The sequence below is a fragment of the Streptomyces sp. AHA2 genome, assembly GCF_036857595.1.
GTDB lineage: Bacteria > Actinomycetota > Actinomycetes > Streptomycetales > Streptomycetaceae > Streptomyces.
The window spans coordinates 35,371-55,375 of record NZ_JAUQWJ010000029.1; the positions used below are offsets into that span (position 1 = coordinate 35,371).

16 protein-coding genes and 2 pseudogenes are annotated in these 20,005 nt (G+C 68.0%); 14 read left to right on the forward strand and 4 right to left on the reverse strand.

Features of this window, described 5'->3' with window-relative positions; all coding sequences use genetic code 11:
- Positions 1-242: 242 nt before the first annotated feature.
- From Q5694_RS32705 to Q5694_RS32720, 4 genes and pseudogenes are all read left to right on the forward strand, one after another.
- Complete coding sequence (locus Q5694_RS32705) at positions 243-1,343, forward strand: hypothetical protein (protein ID WP_333937145.1); 1,101 nt, start codon at positions 243-245, stop codon at positions 1,341-1,343.
- On the forward strand, positions 1,340-1,693 hold the full coding sequence (locus Q5694_RS32710; protein WP_333937146.1) for an ASCH domain-containing protein: 354 nt from the start codon (positions 1,340-1,342) through the stop codon (positions 1,691-1,693). Before Q5694_RS32705 ends, Q5694_RS32710 begins: the two co-directional genes overlap by 4 nt.
- Positions 1,694-1,760: 67 nt before the next feature.
- Positions 1,761-2,590 (forward strand): annotated as a pseudogene (locus tag Q5694_RS32715) (IS5 family transposase).
- Positions 2,591-2,851: 261 nt separating this feature from the next.
- Entirely contained in the window at positions 2,852-3,319 is a 468-nt protein-coding gene (locus Q5694_RS32720) for a hypothetical protein (protein WP_333937147.1), read from the forward strand.
- A 53-nt stretch (positions 3,320-3,372) separates the two neighbouring features.
- Here Q5694_RS32720 and Q5694_RS32725 read toward each other — a convergent pair whose 3' ends face one another.
- Together Q5694_RS32725 and Q5694_RS32730 are read right to left on the reverse strand one after the other, a co-directional pair.
- A complete protein-coding gene (locus Q5694_RS32725; protein WP_333937148.1) occupies positions 3,373-4,737 on the reverse strand; it encodes a NucA/NucB deoxyribonuclease domain-containing protein in 1,365 nt (454 codons plus the stop codon).
- Between the two features lie 571 nt (positions 4,738-5,308).
- On the reverse strand, positions 5,309-5,887 hold the full coding sequence (locus tag Q5694_RS32730) for a hypothetical protein (RefSeq protein ID WP_333937149.1): 579 nt from the start codon (positions 5,885-5,887) through the stop codon (positions 5,309-5,311).
- Positions 5,888-6,493: 606 nt separating this feature from the next.
- Here Q5694_RS32730 and Q5694_RS32735 point away from each other — a divergent pair.
- The 9 genes and pseudogenes from Q5694_RS32735 (at position 6,494) to Q5694_RS32775 (ending at position 17,393) form a co-directional block, all read left to right on the forward strand.
- Positions 6,494-7,759 (forward strand): ParA family protein, encoded by a 1,266-nt coding sequence (locus Q5694_RS32735; protein WP_333937150.1) that lies wholly within the window; start codon positions 6,494-6,496, stop codon positions 7,757-7,759.
- Positions 7,756-8,838 carry a ParB/RepB/Spo0J family partition protein gene (locus Q5694_RS32740; protein WP_333937151.1) on the forward strand — a complete coding sequence of 361 codons (1,083 nt, stop codon included), beginning with the start codon at positions 7,756-7,758 and terminating at the stop codon, positions 8,836-8,838. Before Q5694_RS32735 ends, Q5694_RS32740 begins: the two co-directional genes overlap by 4 nt.
- Before the next feature lie 377 nt (positions 8,839-9,215).
- Positions 9,216-9,350, forward strand: a pseudogene (locus Q5694_RS32745) (IS481 family transposase); the annotation flags it as partial.
- 147 nt (positions 9,351-9,497) lie between these two features.
- Positions 9,498-9,863, forward strand: a complete 366-nt coding sequence (locus tag Q5694_RS32750; RefSeq protein ID WP_333937152.1) for a hypothetical protein — start codon at positions 9,498-9,500, stop codon at positions 9,861-9,863.
- Between the two features lie 264 nt (positions 9,864-10,127).
- Complete coding sequence (locus tag Q5694_RS32755; protein WP_333937153.1) at positions 10,128-10,925, forward strand: hypothetical protein; 798 nt, start codon at positions 10,128-10,130, stop codon at positions 10,923-10,925.
- The gene (locus Q5694_RS32760) at positions 10,922-14,521 is read left to right on the forward strand and encodes a DEAD/DEAH box helicase (protein ID WP_333937154.1); all 3,600 of its coding nucleotides are present in this window, start codon (positions 10,922-10,924) and stop codon (positions 14,519-14,521) included. The genes Q5694_RS32755 and Q5694_RS32760 overlap by 4 nt, the downstream gene beginning before the upstream one ends.
- A 225-nt stretch (positions 14,522-14,746) precedes the next feature.
- Positions 14,747-15,079 carry a relaxase domain-containing protein gene (locus Q5694_RS32765; protein ID WP_333937155.1) on the forward strand — a complete coding sequence of 111 codons (333 nt, stop codon included), beginning with the start codon at positions 14,747-14,749 and terminating at the stop codon, positions 15,077-15,079.
- Positions 15,076-16,716, forward strand: coding sequence for a MobF family relaxase (mobF, locus tag Q5694_RS32770; protein ID WP_333937156.1), 1,641 nt, complete (start codon positions 15,076-15,078; stop codon positions 16,714-16,716). The genes Q5694_RS32765 and mobF overlap by 4 nt, the downstream gene beginning before the upstream one ends.
- A gap of 230 nt (positions 16,717-16,946) precedes the next feature.
- On the forward strand, positions 16,947-17,393 hold the full coding sequence (locus Q5694_RS32775; protein WP_333937157.1) for a hypothetical protein: 447 nt from the start codon (positions 16,947-16,949) through the stop codon (positions 17,391-17,393).
- Positions 17,394-17,407: 14 nt separating this feature from the next.
- Here Q5694_RS32775 and Q5694_RS32780 read toward each other — a convergent pair whose 3' ends face one another.
- Positions 17,408-18,463 (reverse strand): protein kinase family protein, encoded by a 1,056-nt coding sequence (locus Q5694_RS32780; RefSeq protein ID WP_333937165.1) that lies wholly within the window; start codon positions 18,461-18,463, stop codon positions 17,408-17,410.
- Between the two features lie 151 nt (positions 18,464-18,614).
- Between Q5694_RS32780 and Q5694_RS32785 the strand changes: the two genes are divergently transcribed.
- On the forward strand, positions 18,615-19,448 hold the full coding sequence (locus tag Q5694_RS32785; RefSeq protein ID WP_333937158.1) for a transposase family protein: 834 nt from the start codon (positions 18,615-18,617) through the stop codon (positions 19,446-19,448).
- 100 nt (positions 19,449-19,548) lie between these two features.
- Here the strand turns inward: Q5694_RS32785 and Q5694_RS32790 are convergent, their stop codons facing one another.
- The gene (locus Q5694_RS32790; RefSeq protein ID WP_333937159.1) at positions 19,549-19,974 is read right to left on the reverse strand and encodes a hypothetical protein; all 426 of its coding nucleotides are present in this window, start codon (positions 19,972-19,974) and stop codon (positions 19,549-19,551) included.
- Positions 19,975-20,005 lie beyond the last annotated feature (31 nt).

Consider the following 20,005-nt stretch of genomic DNA (forward strand, 5'->3'; position numbering starts at 1 on the left):
GTTCCCGCCCTCCCTTCCGGCAGTCGGATTGAGGGGCCCGCACCCCAGGGTGCGAGCCCCTCAACATGTCGGGCTCACCTGGCCCTTGCACCCCCTCTGTTCCGGCGCGGGCACGCGAGGACCGGACATGCCGCCGCGCTCACCCACAAGAACTGCCATGCCAGCCCCGCCCTGCAGATCATTCGGCTCGGCAGCCCGACCCACGCAATCAGCAACTCACCGACACGAGACAAGGCAGCACCATGACGCTCATAAGCCCGAACACCGTCCTCGCTAACGCCCTGACGAACGTGGAGGACGTCCTCACCCCGCGAATCCACGCAAGCAAGCCGCTGGGCATCGCCCTGGTGGTGGGCACGCAGATCAACGGCGTCCCCCACGCCGGCACCTCACTCGTGCAGTCGATGGCGTTCGCCACGGCCGCCCGGCTCCGCGACCGCCACAGCCTGCCCGTGAAAGTCCGCTTCTCGGCACTGGACAACGCGCCGCACGAGCTGGTCACCGACCCGGAATCGGGGAACCGCTACCAGCGGGCCTACGCCCAAGCCCTCGGCACGGACGGCATCGCCCACCTGATCGGCACCCTCTACCAACCCCTGTTCGACGCCCTCTCCAAGCGGCTGGCCGTGCCGTACAGCGTGGAGACCTACTCGCAGCAGCAAGCGACCGGTCCGTTCCGGCAGACGTGGCTGCGAGTGCTGCCGCGCCTGGACGCCGCAAGCCTCTGGCTGGCCCCCTCCACGGGAGTCCCGCACCTGCGGGTGCCCTGCCCGCACTCCTGCGGCTGGGCGGAGAAGTACGCACAACGCACCCGCATGGAAGACGCCGGCCGCGGCTTCGCGCGCGTGTCGGCGGTCTGCCTGCACCACGGCCCCTACACAGTCACCATCACACCCACCGGCGGCGGCTACCTCGACCTCGCCACGCTCTACCGGAACATGATCAAGGAACTCGCCGCGCTCGCGGAGGCCGACATCCTCCAGGTGATGGTCAAGGGCACTGACTGGATGCCCGGAAGCCTCCTGGTCGACGGCGCGCTCCAGGCCGTTGGCCTGACCCGGGGCCAGTTGCCCGCTCGGCTGTTCTGCCCGATGATCGTCGCCGAGACCGGCGCCAAGCTCTCCAAGAGCCTCATCCGCTCTGGGGAGGCGGCATTGCCCGCGGGCGCCGAACCGTGGATGCTCGACACCCGGAAGTGGCCCGGCACCGTTGGGGAGTTCGCGAACCGCCTGCTGCACCTGGCGGGACTGCTGCTGTCCCACCCCCGGCACTTCTTCCGCTCGTACTCGGCTGCGGAGCTGTCGCGGCTGATGTCCTTACCCGCAGGGAGCCCGGCTACATGAGCACCACCTCAGCCCGCGTCATCGAGCTGAACCTGTACCCTCAGTACTTCGATCTCGTGGCCGCCGGCCGCAAGACCCGGGAGGTCCGGGTGAAGTACCCGAAGTTCGACGGCCTGGCGGTCGGTGACCTGATCCGGTTCGCAGTGAAGAACACCGACCGGTCGTGCATGACGCGGGTGACACGCGTTGCCGAGTACACCTCGTTCGAGGAGCTCCTGGACGCCGAAGGGCCCTCCCAGGTGAACCCCGAAGCGACGCGTGAGGAGCAACTGGCCAACATCAGGCGCATCTACCCGCCGGACAAGGAACGGTTGGGGTGCCTGGCTATTGAAATCGAGCTCGTCGACTAGAGCGTGTCTCTTTGATGGGTTGGTCAGTTGATCGGATGTGTCCGTCCGATTAGTGATCACCGATGCGATGTGGGACCGGATCGAGCCGCTGATGCCGGCCGATCCGGTCCGCTGGCGGCGATGGGCCGACCACCGCCGCACGCTCGAGGCCATCGCGTGGAAGTACCGCACCAACTCGCCCTAGCGAGACCTTCCCCACGAGCTCGGCTCGTTCCAGACCGCTCACAAACGGCTGATCAGATGGGCCGTCGACGGCACCGGGGAGATGATCCTCGCCGCCGTCCTGGCGGCAGCGGACACCGATGACGACCTCGACTGGACGGTGTCGGTGGACTCCACGGTCGTCCGGGCCCACCAGCACGCCGCCGGAGCACGCAAAAAGGGGCGGCCCGCCCGGGAGAGCCAGCCGATCACGCGCTCGGACGCTCCCGCGGCGGGCTGAGCACCAAGGTCCACCTGGCCGCAGACGGCCGCGCACGGCCCCTCGCAATCACCGTCACCGCAGGCCAGGCCGGTGACGCACCCGCCTTCGAGACGGTGATGTCCCGCATCCGCGTGCCCCGCACCGGCCCGGGCAGGCCCAGGACCCGGCCCCTGACCGTTCTGGCCGACCGCGCGTATTCCTCACGTGCCATCCGCAGCCACCTGCGGCGCCGGGGCATCCGTGCGGTCATCCCACAGCCGTCCGACCAGGTTGGCCACCGACTGCGGCGAGGGCGACTCGGTGGCCGCCCGCCCGGCTTCGACAGCGAGGCGTACAAGCAGCGCAACACCGTCGAGCGGTGCATCAACCGCCTCAAGCAGTGGCGCGGCCTGGCCACACGAACCGACAAGCTCGCGATCGCCTACCAGGCCGCACTCCACCTCGCGGGCATCCTCATCTGGACCCGACGCTGACCAAGGAGACAGAACCTAGCCCCACATACGAGGCCCCTGGCCGACCCTCGCTTGAGGGGCGGCCAGGGGCCTTGTGCGTTCCGGACCTGTCGACCACCTGATGCGGTCTAGCGCATCACAGCCGGCTTTCAGCCGAGATCGACCATCTTGACCGTCAGAGCGGCCGCCTACCGCCCGGAAGGCGATGCCTCTGTGCCCGAGTGAGGGGCAGACTTAGGATCACGGAGATGACCAGGCGTTTGTCATGCTCAAGGAGCTCTCATGGCTGAGCTTGTCCGGCAGCAACACCTTGCTGCGGATGTGGGGCATCACGGCTTCGGGCTTCAGGAGTCCGATGACGGTGACCTCCCCGTCCCCTTCCCTGACGACTTCAAGCAGGGCGTGTTCCTGAACGACTTCCCGGGGCGTCTCGACATCTACAGCGGCGGCCACACACATACCGCTGCGGTCACCGTAGAGGTCTGGGACGGGGAGCCACCCCAGCAGGATCCTCCCCGTTGGGACGAGCAGGCTGAGGCCCTCTTCGAGTCGACCAGCGGTGAAGTGGCCGTGTGGTCCATGGACTTGGGGCGCGCCGATGATGTGATCACGCTTGCCGATTCGGGGGGCTCCTGGCGGGTCCGGGTGAGCTGTGCCGGACGCAGGGAAGCTGCGGCACTGTCGGAGCAGGAGGGCACGGGCGAAGGCGTGGAGAAGTACCTCGTGCAGTTCTGGCCGGCAACGACCTGAGCGCCGTCCAGGGGCGGGGGCGCTCGCAGTTCGGCGCCCCCGCCGTGGGCCCGTCAGGAAACGATCTTCACGATGAAACCGTCTTCCATTCCGTCGATGACCCGGTTCTTGGCGTAGAAGCTGAGCAGCAGGCTGCCGCCCGCACCGTTGTCTGCTTTTGCGATGGGCTTCACGGAGAAGTTGAACTTCTTCGCGTCCGCGTCGTAGTCGTGCTCCGCGGCACCCTCATAGGTGGTGGCGAAGGGGTACTCGTCGCACTCGCGCGTGCCACCGTGCGTGTAGCCGGCGCCCCAGTATCGCTTGCACTGCTTGATCGCCGCCTTGCGGTTGTCGTCCTTACGAGTCTGGTTGACCAATCGGTGCAGCGGCGTGTCGGGCGTCTGACCGGGCACCTTCTTCGCTGACATGTACGGCTTGGTGTCCTGCGGCTTCGTGAACGCCGTCTTGATGTGCTGCGCCGCAGCCCGCTCCTCGGCGCCGGCCTTTGCGCTGTAGTTCAGCATGCCGATGTAGGCGAATGAGGCTGCGCCTCTCTTGTCAGGGTTGCCGCCGCCGGTGGAGTTGGCCAGGTACTTGGCGGCGTCCCAGCGCGGCGGCAGGAAGAACAGGTCCCCCTTGAGGTCGCCTGTGATGTTGGCGTTGGGTGGCGGTGTGATGGTGATGGACGGCTGGTAGATGGCGGCGATCAGGTCGGTGCTGCCTTGACTGCCCTGTCCGGGCTTGGCGTTGACGGTTTCGTTGAAGGAGCGCAGCACCTTGAGTTCGGCGAAGGTCTTCGTTCCGGGCATGTTGCCGCCCCTGGTGTAGCGGACCGTGGACGGCCAGCTATTGGGCATCTTCCCCTTGGTGCCGATCTTCATCGCGGGAGCCTCGGTAGTGCCTTGCGATTCCATCTCGGTGAAGTAGTACTTGAAGTTGATCGTGCGGCTGTTCTTGGCGATCGTTCCCACGACCCGCACGTTGAACATACTCACGCCTGAAGGCCTGCCGTTGACGAGCCAGGTCTGCACGAACGAAGCACCCGAACAGGCCGCGAACCGGGACGTGAAGTAGAACTTCGTGTCGGTGCCCAGGCCCTTCTTGCACTCGTCGAGCGTCATCGTGCGGGCCGGCTCCGGAGCCGCAATCATGGGCGTCAGCGAGGCGGTTGAACCGACGGGTGTGGTGCGTGACGGCTGGGTCGCCAGCCGCGCGTACGACGCGGCAGGGCCCACCGTCTCGTGCGGCAACTGCGCGATCGGCTCCGCGTGACGGGCAATGTCCCGCAGACGGTCCATGCCGCCCGCGCTCTGCAACTCCTCGAGCGATGGCGTCGCCGAACCAAGCGGCAGGACGTACGACTCAACCTCGAGATCAGGCGACGCGTCTGCCTGCGCCAGGGACGGCATGGCCGACAACAGGGCGACCGCAGTCACCATGGTGAGCGCCTGTCTGCTGGCATGCCTGAGCCACGGTATGTGCATCAAGAACCCCCGAACGTATGCGAATCGAATCAATGATCCGAACATGTGGTCGAGGAAAGGTCTATCCGGTCGGGTGATTGTAGGCACGGGCGACACGCCGGGCTTGACGCGATCACGACGCCGGTTGGCCGAGATCGCTTCTGTCCCGTAGCCGGCGTGGACGACCTTGCTCTACTCGGTCACTGACTGCACCAGCACTCACGGGCGCTATGAACAGCGCCCTGGAGTGGCAGCACGCTTTCCGGATTCGGGAGCGGCCACGGGGCGAGTCACGCATTGGGCGGCCCAACCCCCGGCTTCTTCCCCAGGACGACCTGCTGGACCGGATCGCTGCGTGGCGCAGACATTGGCCCGCGACCTGCCGATGCGGCCCGCGGGACTTGTCACCGTCCAGTCGGCAGCGATTGAGACCGGGAGCGCCACCCGACGAAGTGTTCTGTTCTGAGCCACGTCGTACCAGGCAGCGGGACCGCGGCTTCTACCGTCCGCCCGGGCCATCAAGGGCTGCTGCGCGGAACCAAGTTCGCTACTGCTGATGACATGGGCAGGGACACCCGGTCCCTGCACAGATCCCTGCGCGATAGGCACGGTCGACCAACCCTCGCTCCTGCAGGGCATGCAGCAGCCTGCCGAAGCCAGAGGTCGAGTCCCCGTCGGACACCTCTTGGGCAGACGCCTCGGCGAACTTGCGACGCGCGATGGCGAAGCCACAGGCGTACTCGGCTACGTGCCACGCAACGAGTGCATCCAGGTAGTCGACCGCCTTGTTCCTCGGATCACTGGAGCGGACAACACCTCGTACTAAGGCTGTACGGCCGGCTTCGATCCGTTCAAAGCACCACAGCAACGTGAAGTAGGAGGTCAGGGCCTCGCTCCAGTCCACAGGAGCCGGCGAGGAGCCGAAGCCGCCGTAGTGAAGGCTCCCGATGACCTTGCGGGCTGCAGCCACCTCGCCGGTGGTCAGATCATGGTGCAAAGCGCGAGCACCTTCGAAGCGTGCCCGTTGTTGCTCAGACCGGAAGGCGACAAGGGCGACGACCACGGCTGCTAACGCCAACGCCGTGGAGGACACCCCCGCCAGAGCTGACCACTCGTCGGCTCCCATGCATGCCTCTTCTCCTGAGAGGGGCCGCTCCCCCGGGCGACTTCTGCATCGGACCCATTCCTATCCGTCCTCGCCCAGCGCCATGCGGGCGCAGTTGGTTCTCCGCCGGGAACATCTCCTCAAGTCGAGAGCCAGCTCGAGGCTCGCTCGGCCAAGCTTCTGCCCGTAGGTGGCTCCCAGCCGCTGGCGGCAGCTCCCAGAGCTCTGGCTATTGCGCCGCAATAGAAGGGGGCTGCCTGCTTCCTGGCGTTGCCGAGCCGCAGTACGCCTGTCCCCGGCGACGAAGCAAGTCCGCATGACCTCCTCGTCTCGACGTGCCTCGTCCGCCCGCGTAGAGAGGTGTTCTGGTCTGGACTGAGCGTGAACGTCTCACATGCAGAGTCACCGCAGCCCCCGGCCCGGCGAAGGCTTGGGACGGGCCAGTGGCACCGCGGGTAGGCGGCTTTGGCGCGCCCAGCCCGTTCGAAGCGTCCCGCAGTCGAGAGGGGGGCTATTACGCCGTAATAGCTCCCCGGCAGGCATGAGCGCTCCCTGACGGCCCAACAGGTAGTCAAACTAACGCCTCAATGCCAGCAAAGGATCATGAACGTTAGTATGGTGTCCCCCATGAGTTCGCCAGCCACCTCCAGCGACCGCGAGAAGGTCGTCTCCAAACTGCCGGGATGGCTCCGGCAGAACCTCAAAATCAGAGCCGCCCAGCACGGCATCGAGATCCAGGCCGCAGTCGAGCAAGGCATCACCGACTGGTGCAACCTGGCCTCCTCCCCCACCCAGGTCGACACCGCCGGCGCCAGCTCCTTTTCCACCTTCCTCCCCCACGGCCACTGGGAAGAGTTCACACGCACAGCATCCGACCGCCGCGTCTCCCTCGCCCAAGGCCTCGCCCAGTCCGTCCAACTGTGGCTCGACACCCACCCGGCACCTGACGTCGAACGGCCCTCCATCACCCGGCGCATCATCGTCTGCAACCAGAAAGGCGGCGTCGGCAAAACCGCCATCACCGCCGGCCTCGGCGAAGCACTCGCCGAAGACCCCAACGCACTCCACGCCGTACGCGTCGCCAAGGCCCTCGCGAAAGCCCTACGTGCCAGCGAGGTGCACGAGGAGCACGACGGGCAGGAGGCAGATCCACTCGACGTGGAAAACCTGCCCGGGCTGGGGCAACGCGTGCTGCTGGTCGACTTCGACCCCCAGTGCCACCTCACCAATCAACTGGGCGCCTCTCCTCTGCCGATGAACGGCGACAGCCTCACCAACCATATGGCAGGCGACGCAAAGGGCGACCTCCGAGACCTCATCGTCTCCATCGACGAGGAGGCCTTCGCAGGACGGCTCCACCTCCTGCCCGCCTGCAACGACGCCTTCCTCCTCGATGTGCGCCTGTCCGCAGTGCGCGCCCGCGAAGCCGCCCTGGAGCGCGCCCTCGCCCCCCTCGAAGACGACTACGACGTCATCGTCGTCGACTGCCCACCCAGCCTCGGCCTCAGCATGGACGCCGCCGCCTACTACGGACGCCGCCGCGACGGTGAGGCACCCGGACAATCCGGCGCGCTGATCGTCGTCCAAGCTGAAGACAGCTCCGCCGACGCCTACGACCTGCTCACCACACAGATCGACGACCTGCGCGCCGACCTCCAGGTCGACATTGACTACCTCGGCATCGTCGTCAACCTCTACGACTCCCGCCGCGGCTACATCGCCACCTCCTCCCTTCAGGGATGGGTCGACATAAAGGACCCGCGAGTCGTCGGCCTCATCGGTGACCTCAAGGAACAGAAGGAAGCAGTACGAGTGAAGAAGCCCCTCCTGTCATACGCACCGAAATCGCAGCAGGCGATCGGCATGCGCGCACTGGCACGGGAGGTGTCGTGAGCAAGGCCAGCCAACTGGGAGTCGGCCGATTCGGCGGGGGAGCGCGGCCTGTCAGCGCCCGCCGACAGGCCGTCGCAGCAGCGACCGGCGTGCCAACCGAAGGCGTCGCACCTCCCACGGAACTCCCCCCACAGCGGATCAGCCTCAACCCCGACAACCCACGCTCCAGCCTCGGAGACCTCACGGATCTCGCAGGCAGCCTGCAGACCCACGGGCAGAAGCAAGCGATCACGGTCATGAACCGCGACGCCTACATCAAGGCCAACCCGGAACGAGAAACCGACCTCGAACCGGACACCACCCACGTTGTCATCGACGGCAGCAGCCGACTCGCCGCCGCACGCGAGGCCGGCCTCACCACCATCAAGGTCATGGTCAGCGACGACCAAGGCGCCAACTCGGAAGAACTACTCGAAAGCGCCCTCGTCGCCAACATCCACCGCCAAGACCTGTCAGAGCTGGACGAAGCCCGAGCTCTGCAACGACTCCTCGCCATCCATGGCAGCCAAACCGCTCTGGCGAAGAGGCTTCATCGCTCCCAGGGGTGGGTGTCACAACGACTCTCTCTGCTCAGCCTCACCCCTGAACTTCAGGCCCGTATTGGTGAAGAGCCCATCGACCTGCTACGTGCCGTCGGAAGCAAGCCACCTGAACAGCAGCAGACGGTGCTCGAAGCGCTCAAGCAGGAACGAGCGCGCAAGGACGCCGAGAAGCAAGGACGCAAACGCAAGAAGCAGGCCAAGACCGATGCTCCGGCCACCCAGGCGGCAGAGAAGGCCGACGGCTATTACGGCGTAATAGAAGGTGACGGGTCGGATGAATCATCCACCCCCTCTCCGAGGCGCGAGGCTGCTGACGATCCGGCACGCACGGGGGAGGGTGCGCCAACTCTTCCCGTGCAGTCCACCGCGGCTGAGGCCACAGCTGGGGGAGGGGAGCGGCAGCCCAAGCGGTTCCCCTATGAGGACGGTGAATCCGCGGCAATGTACTTGATCCGCAAGATGCCGCCGGATGAGTTCGACAAGATGCTGGACGAGCTCATCAAGCACAGGGAAAGCCGGGCAGTCTCTGCAGGTTGACCTCATCATCCAGGCCGTGGCCTTCTCGTCGCTGGGGCCAGTCTCCCGCTGTGAGCAGACTGGCCCCCGCGCTGGCTCGGGTGCCGCTCGAGGCGCATCTGGGCAAGCCTTAGACGACACAGTCGTGTGCTTCGTCGCATGGCGTGGTCCGACCAGCGGACGAGGGACCGACGACTGCGCCCGTCATGGAGGAGCGACCATGAAGTCCACATGGGCCGGGCCCCGCACGGAGTGCGGCATGGAGCGCGGTGATTCCTCGCCGTTCACGGTAGCTAGATGTATTGATCACGAGCGTTGTTGACAGTCACGGGTCTTGATCATGGCGAAGACCTCCGGTGTGGTGGAGCTGTCTTGGACTGCACCGCACGGAGGTCTTCGTGTCCCACCGTAAGGCCCGGTTGACCGTCTTCGGGAGACGGCTGCTGGTCGAACGTGTCCGCTCAGGTCGTCCGGTCGCACACGTGGCGGCTGAGAGGTCACGGACCCGCAGGGGCCTGTGGCCGACGACCTGGACGCAAGCCTCACCGGCCTGGTGCCCGCTGATGGCGGGACCGTCGAGGTGACCACCGGGATCCACACCGGAGACGTCTACGTCACGGTCGAGCCGTACGCTCAAAGCCGGATACGGCCCACGGCTGGGAGGAGATTGCTGAGATCTCATGCCATCCCTGTCCGGGGAATTGTTCCTGACGCCCTTCATGGACGATCCGGCCGATCTGCCCTCTCTGGCCTTGCAGGGCCCGGGCTCGTACCGGCTACGCGTCAACGCGCGTGGCAGAGACAGGGCAGTGGACCAGACGGTGATCGACGAAGTGGTCGAGTCGTACCTCATCCAGAGCTGGCCCGTCGCTGACGTGGTCGGGCAGGACGCTCTTCTGGTGAAGGCGCCCGACGCTTACGGGGCCCAGGTACGAGCCCAGCCGGCCAATGACACCATCGTCATCGACCACGAGGACTCACTCGATACCCCGTCCGGCAGGGAACGTGACATCCTGCGCCGGGCTGAACGCGGCGACTACTCCTGACCCGCGATGATGCGCGTCTTTGGTTGGGGCGGCAGTCCCGCCTCAACCGAAGAACACCTTAGGCGCTGATGCGCTGCGATGGCAGCCTGGGCGTCTTCGCCTCAGCGATCCCCCCGGCCAAGAGCCGAGGCGGGCTGCACAGCGGGGCCGGGCCTGGGGCTGGACGGGGTCGTTTCAGCCGTGGAAGTTGATGTATCCGTTGCCGTCGGGGTCGTCGTTCCGGTGACAATGAGGACGGGGGGATCGGCGAGTTCGGGGGTGTGCATGTTCGGCAGGTGGCTGGAGCAGGAGCCGGTGGAGCAGCCGGGGGGCGAGCTGCACTACGAAGCGCTAGTCGAGTCTGGCGAGCTCGGTGACGAGGAGCTGATGGATCAGCTCGGCCACGATGTAGCCCGTAACTACCTCAACCCGAGCGAGCTCGCGCTTGTGTTCGACGACCTGGGATCCCCGGAGGTCGCCGACTATCTCCGCGTCAACAAGTTCCCCACCCGGGTTGCGGTGCGGCACGGTGACTTCGGAGAGATCGTCACCGCTGCCTTGTACCGAAGGGTGCGTCGCTGGTGTGTGCCGATCCTCAAGCTCCGCTACAAGCAGACCCCGAATCAGGCCGTACAGGGCACGGACGTGTTGGCCTTCCGCTTCCGCCAGACGCCTCCGGTGATCGCCGTGCCCGAGGTTAAGACCCGCGCTACCCGCAAACGCGACCTGGGGAAGGAAGCGTACGACAGCCTGGAGAAGGTCCTCGTCCGCCTGGACGAGAGCATTCACTTCGCGATGGTTCGCTGCGCCGAACGCGACCACCAGTTCCTGGTACGCCATCTCGCCGGCCTGCTGCGCCGCCCCAGGGAGCGGGTGGTGGAGCGGCACATGGTCTTCGTGCACGATGCCTTGGCCTGGAAGGACGATGTCGTCGACGTCCTGGCCGGCGTGGTGACCCAGCGCACCGAGCTGACGGTCGTCAAGATCCGCGGACTCCAGGACTTCGTGACCCGCGTCTACCAGGCCGCCGAAACCGGCTCCGGCCCCCGCCAGCCCGAGACCAGCGAGGACACCGCGGCGTGAAGGACTACGACGGCACCATCCACCGGCTCGGCGAGGAAGTCTTCACCGACGGCGAAGCTGGCCCCCTTTTGCGCGCCCAGCTGCGCTCGCACGTCCTGGGTGACCAGATCAGCCTGGAAGGCGCCCCCGTCGCCTACACCTACGACCTCGACAGCATGCGCAATGGCCTGACCCTGGCCCGACTTGGCCAGCTCACCCGCACCCCGCGCGAACGCCGAGCCGATCCCGGCCCGCTGACCGAGATCGCCGAGGCGTACGCCGACCTCGCCGACCGCCATCAGGCCACGGACCCGCGGCGCGTGGAGCTTCTGGCGATCGCCTCGACGATGTGGAGCCTGGCTGGCTACCAGGCCAACGCCGCCACTCTCGCCGCCGCCTTCACTCGCGAAGCACGGTCCCTGTTCGCCCGCGGCGAGCTCGAGGTCTTCGAGACGCCGACCACGGCCGCTCCGTACCGGATCGCCGAATTGACCGGTGCCGTACTGCGCCGCGACCTCGACGAGGTCGCGCGCCTGGGCCAGCAGACTGCCGACGACCTTCCCGTCCTGGGACAGCGGCTGTTGGGGGAAACCGCCGAAGGACAGGCTGATGTGGCGGACGCCGCCGTACTCGCCGCCTACGGACTCACCGGTCGCGCCGCCCGCAACCTCGCCGCCCTGTGGCGCACCGGCAGCCGGGCCGCCGGCCACGCGGCCGTCGCCGATCTGCGCAAGGCCTCCTCCATCCTGCTGGACGCCTCGGTGGCCGACACTTGGACACTGATCGACTCCCTGGCCCACGTCGCCGAGGACGTCGTCGCCACCTCGCCCTGGCTGCTGCTGCGCCGCGCAGCCACCTGGGGCCGCCTGTGGGAGCGCTACCTCAAGGCCCTGATTGTCGCCGAGCGGCCCGTCATCCAGGTGTGGCCCTCTCAACGCGCCGCCCTGGACGCTGGCTTGGTCGACGCCGCCGCCCGGAACATGGCGGTGACCATGCCCACCTCGGCGGGCAAGACCCACATCGCCGAGTGGGCCATCCTCCACGCCCTCGCCCCCCGGCCAGGCGACGAGAACCGCTGGTGGCTCGTCTCCCGGCTCGCCGTTTACGTCGTCCCCACCCGCGCCCTTGCCGCACAAGTGGAGCGCCACCTGGCCGAGAGCCTCGAACTGCTCGGCATGAGAGTCTCCTCGCTCTTCGGCGGCGCCGAGCACATCCGCTACGAGATGCAGCTCCTGGACTTCACCGACGTCCTCGTCGTCACCAGCGAAAAGCTCGACCTGCTGCTGCGCAACATGCCCGAGCTGACAGCGCGTCTTGCCCTGGTCCTCGTGGACGAGGGTCACGCCATCGACCGCTCCGAGCGCGGCCTGCGCTTGGAGATGCTGCTGACCCGTATCCGCCGTACCGCCCCAGCCGCCCGCCTCCTGCTGCTCTCCGCAGTCCTGCCCAACGGCGAAGACCTCGCCCGCTGGCTCGACCCCGACGCGGACGCCACCAACCTCGCCAGCACCAACTGGTCGCCCTCCCGCCTCCGGACGGGCGTCTTCTCCTGGCGCGGCCGAGAAGCCGACGGACAACAGGGTGCCATCGACTACGGCAACGGCGGCACAGATGAGTTCTTCCTTCCCCGCGTCCTGACCCGGCACAAGAAGCGCGTCAACCTCTTCCCCAGCGCTCCCAAGGACGTCGCCGCGGCCCTGGCCCTGCACTTCGACCGGCTCGGCCCCGTCCTCATTGCCCAGCCCACCAAGATCAAGGCCCGCGCCGCCGCCAAGGCCCTGGGCGAAGCACTGCAGAAGGAGGGCGCGCCGAAACTCGGCATGACGGACGGCTCCTTCAACGCCGAGGTCGCCCGACGGCGCCTGGAAGCCTCCGCCGAGATCGGCCGGCATATCGGCAACAGCCACGAACTCACGATCATGGTCCTCGGGGGCTACGCCTACCACCACGCCGAGGTCCCCCAAGCCGTCCGCGCCTGCCTCGAGCGCGCCTACCGCAACGGCGCGCTCCGTGTCCTGTGCGCGACCAGCACCCTGTCCCAGGGCATGAACCTGCCCACCAAGACCGTCCTCGTCCCTGACACCTGGCGCGGCCAGAACGACAGGGTCAGCGTCCGCGACTTCTGGAACACCGCCGGGCGGGCCGGCCGCGCCGGCCAGGAGACCGAAGGCCATGTCGTACTGATCGCCAAGGACTCCAGCGCCGCCCAGGAACTGCGCCGCCACTACCTGGACCGGAACAGGATCGAACCGGTCGTCTCCACGCTCGGCTGGCTCTACTACGAGCTCGTCATCGCCCGCCTCGGCCACCGGCCCGACGTCGGCGAGGACCTCACCGCGCTGGACCTGGCCGACCCCGCCGACGGAAAACTAGCCGAGTGGGCCGACGGACTCGACATCCAGCTCCTGGCCCTGCTCGCCGAGGACGTCGTCGACACCCCCGACCAGCACCTCCTCGAGCAGGCCGCCCAATCGCTCCTCGGCGACACCCTCGGCGGACACCAGCTCGGGGCCCAGGAATGGTCCCTGGCTCCGCTGGCCCGCTTCTCCGCCCGCCGCGTCGCCGCCATCGCCCAGCGCCTGCCCGACCGGCCCGCACGCGCCGCGATCGTCCGCTCCGGCCTCAGCGTCCAGGGCGGCACCGACGCACTCGCCGCCGCCGAGCAGATCCAGACCGCCCTCGACGTACGCCCCGAACTACTCACCGCCGAGTACTGGCCCCACCTGCAGCGACTCATCCTGACCCTCGCCACCGAGGTGCACGAAGTCCAGCGCAGCATCCGCCAGAAGAAGGTCGCCGCCCCCGCGCTCGTACCCCTGGCCACCGACTGGATCGCCGGCGTCCCGGCAGCCGACCTCCACCAGCGCCACCAGGGCAACCTGCTCACCCCCGACATCACCGCGACGACCAGCGCGATAGACAGGATCATCGTCCAAGACCTCGCCTGGGTCGTATCCGCGCTGCTCCAGCTCCTCGAACTTCGCCGCGGCGTCCCCGCCGAGGGCCACCTGGCCGCACTCCCCGCGATGATCAAATACGGGGTCGGCAGCCCCGCCGCCTGCTACGCCTCCAGCATCGGCATCCACGACCGCGCCACCGCGACGACCCTCGCCGCCAACTGCCCCTACCCCGAGCCGACCTTCCGGCAGTTCCTCGACTGGCTCAGCCAGCTCACCACCGACGAGATCACCACGCTCACCGACCCCGACACGGCCCGCCTCCTCATCCGCAGCACCGAACGCCGAAGCCCCCGCGCCACCCAGGCCGCGATCCTCAGCGGCACCGGGACCTTCACCTGCCCCCTGCGCGGCGTCCGCCACAGCGGCAACGACCTCCACCTCACGCAGCTGTCGGCCGGCACCCTCCTCGACCTCGTCCGCGACCCCGGCAACGAGGCCGACCCGAACGCCATCCAAGTCCAACACCAGGGCGTCTTCCTCGGATGGATCGCCCGGGAGATCGCCCGCCCCCTCGCCCTCGCCCTCGACGAGGACCCCGCACCCCACATCTACGTACAGCTCACCACGGACGCCCGCTCGATCGCACAGCAGGGCGGAGCCGACCAGCTCCACGGCCACAACGCGGTCACTCTGACCATCACGCTCGCCCCCCGGTAACACCCCTCGCAGCACCCAGCTCGGCGCCTTCTGTACGTCCCGACGACGGGCCGCTTCGTGCTGGGGAGCTGCCGGTGCCGGAGAGCGATGACATTCGCTTTCGGCTCGGGGCCGCTTCCCGCCCGGCGGGCACCTGAGAAGAAAGTCCGGCTGCTGCTCCCGCCTGGCGGGACGTACTACTGGTCAGCCTTTTCTTGCAGGTCAGGGCCGTGTGGCGTGGTCTGCATGACAGTGGATATCAAGGTGATCCGGGCCGGGCAGATGTACCGGTACTACCTGCGCGAGACCGTTGTCGGTGACGGTCGGCGCCCGGCCCGCACGCCGCTGCGCGAGGCCCAGGAGCAAGCCAGTGTCCCGGTCGGGCGATGGATGGGCCGGGGACTTGCCGTGCTCGGACTGGCGCCGGGGGAGGAGGTCACCGAGGCGCAGCTGCGGAACTTGTTCGGCGAGCGGGGCCGGCACCCGTACGCGGGCCGGATCGAGGCCGACCGGCTCGCCAAGGGCGCGTCCCCGAAAAAGGCGTTCAAGGTCGGCGCCCTCGGTCGCCGGGTGCGGTGACCGGTGTCGACTTCGTCTTCCGGCCGCAGCCGACGATCTACCTCCTGTGGGCGCTGGGGGATGAGGAGACCCGGCGGGTGATCGAGGCCGCGCACGAGCGGGCGATCGAGCGGGTGCTGGAGTGGATCGAGGACGAGGTCGCGGTGATCCGGTACGGGAAGGACGGCATCTACCGGGTGCGGCCGCCCGGCGGTCTGGTCGCCGCGCGTTTCCACCACTACGAGGCGCGCTCCGGCCGGCCCTTGCTCCATGACCATCTGCTTCTGTCCGTGAAGGGGCAGCGCCTGGACGGGAAGTGGGGCTCGATCCACACCACGGCCCTGCACGAGAACACCGTGGCCGCCTCCGCTCTCTACAACGAGCTCGTGGCCGCTGAGGTCTGCGAGGCGCTGGGGCTGGCGACCGAGCCGCGCACCGTCACCCCGGGGCGCCGGCCCGTGATGGAGATTGCCGGGGTGCCGCACGTGCTGATCCGCTGGACCTCCCGGCGCAGCGACCAGATCGCCGCCTGCCTCGAGGACCTGGAGCACGAGTACGTCACCGCCGTCGACGACGACGCCGAGCTGAAGTTCCTGCCCGTGGTCTCCGAGCGGGCCCGCGCCAAGCTGAACCAGATGGCCGCCCGCAGGACCCGCCCGCCCAAGCAGAAGACACGGCCGCTCGCGCAACTGCGCGCGTGGTGGAAGACGAGCGCGATCCTCACCTCCGGGGTGGCCGTCGACGTCATCACCTCCCTCCTCGAGTACGCCCGTGCCGCGGCTGCGGCGATCCGGGCCCGGGTCGCCGCCGTGGTCGATGTCGCCCTGGCGGCCGTCGACGTCACCGCGACGGTGTTCGTGATGAACGAAGGCGGCCGCTTCCACCGCCGGCACCTGCTCGCCGAAGCCCGCCGCCACCTCGCCCTCGTCCTGCGCGGCCGCCGCCGCGACCCCGTCCTGGACGACCAGATCGTGGCCGCCGCCATCTCCACCCACTGCCTGGACATCAGTGAGCCGAAGACCGTGCGCGGCCTGGAATCCGGCTACCGCCTCTACACCGCCCGGTGGGACCTGCCCGACCTCCCCGCCCGACGCCGCCCACCCACTCCCGCTCCCGACCCGGACCGGCAGCCCCCGGCCGACCCCGGCGAGCCGGCGGCGCCCCGCCCGCCGGGCCAGGACGTGGGGGAGTGGGAGATCCCCCGCATCCCGCTCCAGTACGACCGTGCCGTCCTCGCCGGTGCGGTGGTGCGGGAGAAGCTGCACACCACCACGGCCGCCGCCGTGCGGGGCCGGGCGTACGACGTCGTCGCCCACCAGCAGGCGGCGATGCCCGAGCAGCTGCTCGCGCCCGAGCCGGCCGACCCCGAGCACGACGACCAGGAGCAGAAGCCCGGCCGCCGCGAGGCGCTGGACATGACGGCGCTGCGGGCCCTGCGGGAATCGCGCACGGACGTCGAAGCCCTCGATGTCACCGCCGAACGCCTGCGCCACCTCCAGGACGCGTTCAGCGAGGCGGCCGACCGGTCCCACTCCACGATGAATCGCTACACGCGCCGCGACGACACCGAGACGCCGCACCCGGTGCGCCGGGACGATCAGCAGGCGCACCACCCGCAGGATCCGGGACCGCACCGCGGCCGGGAGACCGGCCACTGAGTGGACCCGATGGTGCGCACCCGGTGCGGTGGTGCGCACCGACGACGCCCGGCTCCACTCCACTGAGCCTTCGCCAACCTGAAGCAGCAGGTCAGCGATGTGGTGTGACCAGCTCTCGAAGTGCTCGCGCTGGTCGTGGGTGGCTGTCTGCGGAGTAGATCGTCTGACAGAGCCGGACGGTTCGCTGGTTTCTACTCGCTGGGGTCAGGCGGCCATTTACGATCCGATGCATGGATCCCGAGCTGCTGGAACGGATCACCGCGCGGCGTGCGGAACTGGATGAACTCGAAGCACAGCTGGCCAAGCAGCTGGCGGAGGTGCGGGCCGAGCGAGACGAGCTTACTGTCGTCGAACGGGTTTTTGAGCGGGTGAGCGAACAGATCGCTGATGAGCGCGTCTCGGCCACGTTGGTGCCCGCGCAGGTGGGTGGGCGGGCGGTCATGCTGATCCCACACCGCACCTCCGATATGGAGGAGAACGTGCTTCCGCCGGACTACCAGCGCATTCTCGCCGCCGTGCGACAGGCCGCTGGACCGGTCATGGCTCGGCAGGTCGGCGAGATGCTGGGAGTGGACGTCAACATCCGATCCAAGCTGGAACCGCTGCGTGGAAAGCTGGTCAGACTCGTCGACCGGGGCTGGCTGCGGAAGCTACCCCGGTTCACCACCCGCCTGTGACGGGCTGCCGCTGATCACGTACTTCGCCCCATCCGACAGATCGTTGCCAGCGGATGGGGAGCCGCTCGGCTCTCCTGCTGAAACTCGCGATAGAAGTTGCCCATCACCGCGGCGACCGGTGCGTAACGGACAAGGAGCGCCGCGACCGACGCGGGAACCCCCTCTGGGGGCGCCCCTTGGGCGCACGCGTTCACAAACGTTTTGCGTTCTTCCGGTGTGTGTCCGTAGAGAGCGACGGCCAGCCAGTTCATCAGGTGGGTGACGGCATAGCACTGGTCGTAGGTGCGGTGCTGGTCGAAGAAGTCGGCCTCGTCCCGTGTGAGGTCGAAGCGTGAGGAGATCGCGAGGCCGTAGTCGGTGAAGAAGAGCCGTCGGCCGTCGGTGAGGATGTTCTCGAAGTGGGCGTCGAAGTGCAGAAGTCCGCGGGCGTTCATGAACGAGATGCCGGCTTTCAGCTCGTCGTCGACCATGGCGCAGGCCTGTTCGGCCGCCTCGTCACCGGCCCCGATCTGGACGCCCAGCCAGTCGTGCAGGTTCTGCGGGATGTACTCCAGGAACAGCACAAGGCTCGCCGTGGAATGCTGGAGAGCTTCGATCCGTCGGCGTACCGCTGATCCGCCTCCCCAGTAGGCGACAGCTCGGTCCACATCGGCCAGTTCCTCGGGCAGCGGCTGGCCAGAGTCTGGGATCACCCGCCAGTGGTACATCAGAGGGAAGCCCTCGTAGTCTCCCGCGACCACCCAGTTCGTCGTCATGGTGTGCGCGGCCAGCTCCCGCCAGGCCCCGAACCCCGGGCCGCCGATGGTGCCGATGCCGTAGTGGCAGAAGGCCGGGAGTCCGAACAGATTCGCGGTGGAGTGAACATGCTCCGGCCGTCGCTCCAGATCGGTCAGCCGTACCTGCTTGACGAAGACCCGGGTTCCCTCGACCTCCAGCAGGACCGTCGTCCCACCGATGCCCGACCCCAGCGGTGCGCCGGCGTCCACAAACTCGCGCAGACTGCGGTCACTGCGCAGCGCCAGCGATGTGGAAACGGCGCCGTGGGCGGCCAGACGAGCACCGCGGGACATATCAGGGCCCTTCACTCACTCCTCCAACCGTGCCCCGCCTCCTGTTCAACGGCTCCAGCAGACGCCGGGACGGGGGCCAAAGACCACCCTCCCACGCAGAGCCGGTGAGAGGCGGCGTAACTGGAGGTGCTGAAGGTGGGGTTGAGGTCGTATGACGAAACCCGAAGAGCCTGCCGAGAATCCCCACGCACTGACTTACCAGTGCTGTCTATCGCTGTCCACGCGTACCGTCAGCCACCTCGCCGGTCTGCTGCGACGCCATCTGAAGCTGATCCGGTCCAGGTGGCGGATCCTGCCGCCTGGAAGGATCGCGGTGATCGTCCTGGCCGTGCTGCGTCATGACCAGCGCTTGGCCGACATGGCTGGCGGCAACAACGTGTCCGAGTCCACCGTTCGCCGTTGGCGCGACGAGCTGATCGGACTGCTTGCCGCGCAGGCGCCGCGGCTGGACCGTGCCCTGAAGAAGGTCGTCAGGCAGGGTGGGGAGGTGGTCCTGATCGATGGCACCCTCATCCGCACCAGGCGCCGCACCGGGAAGGCCGACCGGCGGAACTATTCCGGCAAGCACCGCAGCCATGGCCTGCACTTCCTCGCCCTGACCGATGAGAACGGGCGCCTGATCTGGATATCCGCTGCCCGGCCCGGCAGCACCCACGACAACACTGCTGCCCGTCACGACCACATCCTGGCCCACCTGCGCGCCGCCGGCCTCGGAGCGCTGGCCGACCTCGGCTTCCGCGGCCTGGACAACGACATCCTCGACCCTGTGATCGTCACCGGCTACATCGCCACCCGGACCCACAAGCTCACCCCGGGGCAGAAGCAAGCCAACAGGGTCCTCGCAATCGGACGGGCACCAGTCGAGCACGGCTTCGCCCACCTCAAGAACTGGCGGATCCTTACCAAGCTCCGCACCGATCCCGCTCGCGCCACCCGCCTCCTGCGTGCTCTGCTCGTCCTGACGAACCTCGAGATCAACCGCTGACGGACGATCTTCTCCGCGGACTCCCGCCCACGACCAGCACGAGTACCCCGGGGACCGGTCACACCAGTCCTTTGAACTGGAACTTCAGGTTGGCGGAGGCTCACTGCACGGCGCGGGCCCACTCCAGGTGTTCGTCGCGCATGGTCTCCAGGGTGGCTCGGGTGTCTCCGTGGTCGTCGGGGTCGGGGATGACGTTCTCGACGAAGCGGATGATGCTGCGGGCGATGCCCAGCACGGCCGTGGTGGGGGAGTCGCGCGTCCAGTCCCGCAGGGCGGACAGCAAGATGCATCCGACCTCGTCCAGGGCGAAGGAGTCCGCGTGCGGCTCTCCGTCGCCCAGGACTCCCGTGACGGGGAAGACGATGTTCTCGGCGAGCCGCAGGAGCAGGAAGGCCAGCTCTGGAGAGGCCGGCGTGCGGTCGGAGACGTAGTTCCCGCCGCCCATCTGGAGCGCCAGGAGGTAGTCGAAGCCCTGCTCCACCTGGTCGGGCGTCAGCGGCGTGCGGGACGGGAACGGGTACGGCATCAAGCTCTCCTCACGATGGCCGCCGCGCGAC

Coding starts and splice junctions, on each gene's coding strand:
- Q5694_RS32780 (WP_333937165.1), bottom strand. CDS start 18,463: ATGTCCCGCGGTGCTCGTCTGGCCGCCCACGGCGCCGTTTCCACATCG.
- Q5694_RS32775 (WP_333937157.1), top strand. CDS start 16,947: ATGGATCCCGAGCTGCTGGAACGGATCACCGCGCGGCGTGCGGAACTG.
- Q5694_RS32735 (WP_333937150.1), top strand. CDS start 6,494: ATGAGTTCGCCAGCCACCTCCAGCGACCGCGAGAAGGTCGTCTCCAAA.
- Q5694_RS32750 (WP_333937152.1), top strand. CDS start 9,498: ATGCCATCCCTGTCCGGGGAATTGTTCCTGACGCCCTTCATGGACGAT.
- Q5694_RS32755 (WP_333937153.1), top strand. CDS start 10,128: ATGTTCGGCAGGTGGCTGGAGCAGGAGCCGGTGGAGCAGCCGGGGGGC.
- Q5694_RS32765 (WP_333937155.1), top strand. CDS start 14,747: ATGACAGTGGATATCAAGGTGATCCGGGCCGGGCAGATGTACCGGTAC.
- Q5694_RS32710 (WP_333937146.1), top strand. CDS start 1,340: ATGAGCACCACCTCAGCCCGCGTCATCGAGCTGAACCTGTACCCTCAG.
- Q5694_RS32720 (WP_333937147.1), top strand. CDS start 2,852: ATGGCTGAGCTTGTCCGGCAGCAACACCTTGCTGCGGATGTGGGGCAT.
- Q5694_RS32790 (WP_333937159.1), bottom strand. CDS start 19,974: ATGCCGTACCCGTTCCCGTCCCGCACGCCGCTGACGCCCGACCAGGTG.
- Q5694_RS32705 (WP_333937145.1), top strand. CDS start 243: ATGACGCTCATAAGCCCGAACACCGTCCTCGCTAACGCCCTGACGAAC.
- Q5694_RS32725 (WP_333937148.1), bottom strand. CDS start 4,737: ATGGTGACTGCGGTCGCCCTGTTGTCGGCCATGCCGTCCCTGGCGCAG.
- Q5694_RS32730 (WP_333937149.1), bottom strand. CDS start 5,887: ATGGGAGCCGACGAGTGGTCAGCTCTGGCGGGGGTGTCCTCCACGGCG.
- Q5694_RS32785 (WP_333937158.1), top strand. CDS start 18,615: ATGACGAAACCCGAAGAGCCTGCCGAGAATCCCCACGCACTGACTTAC.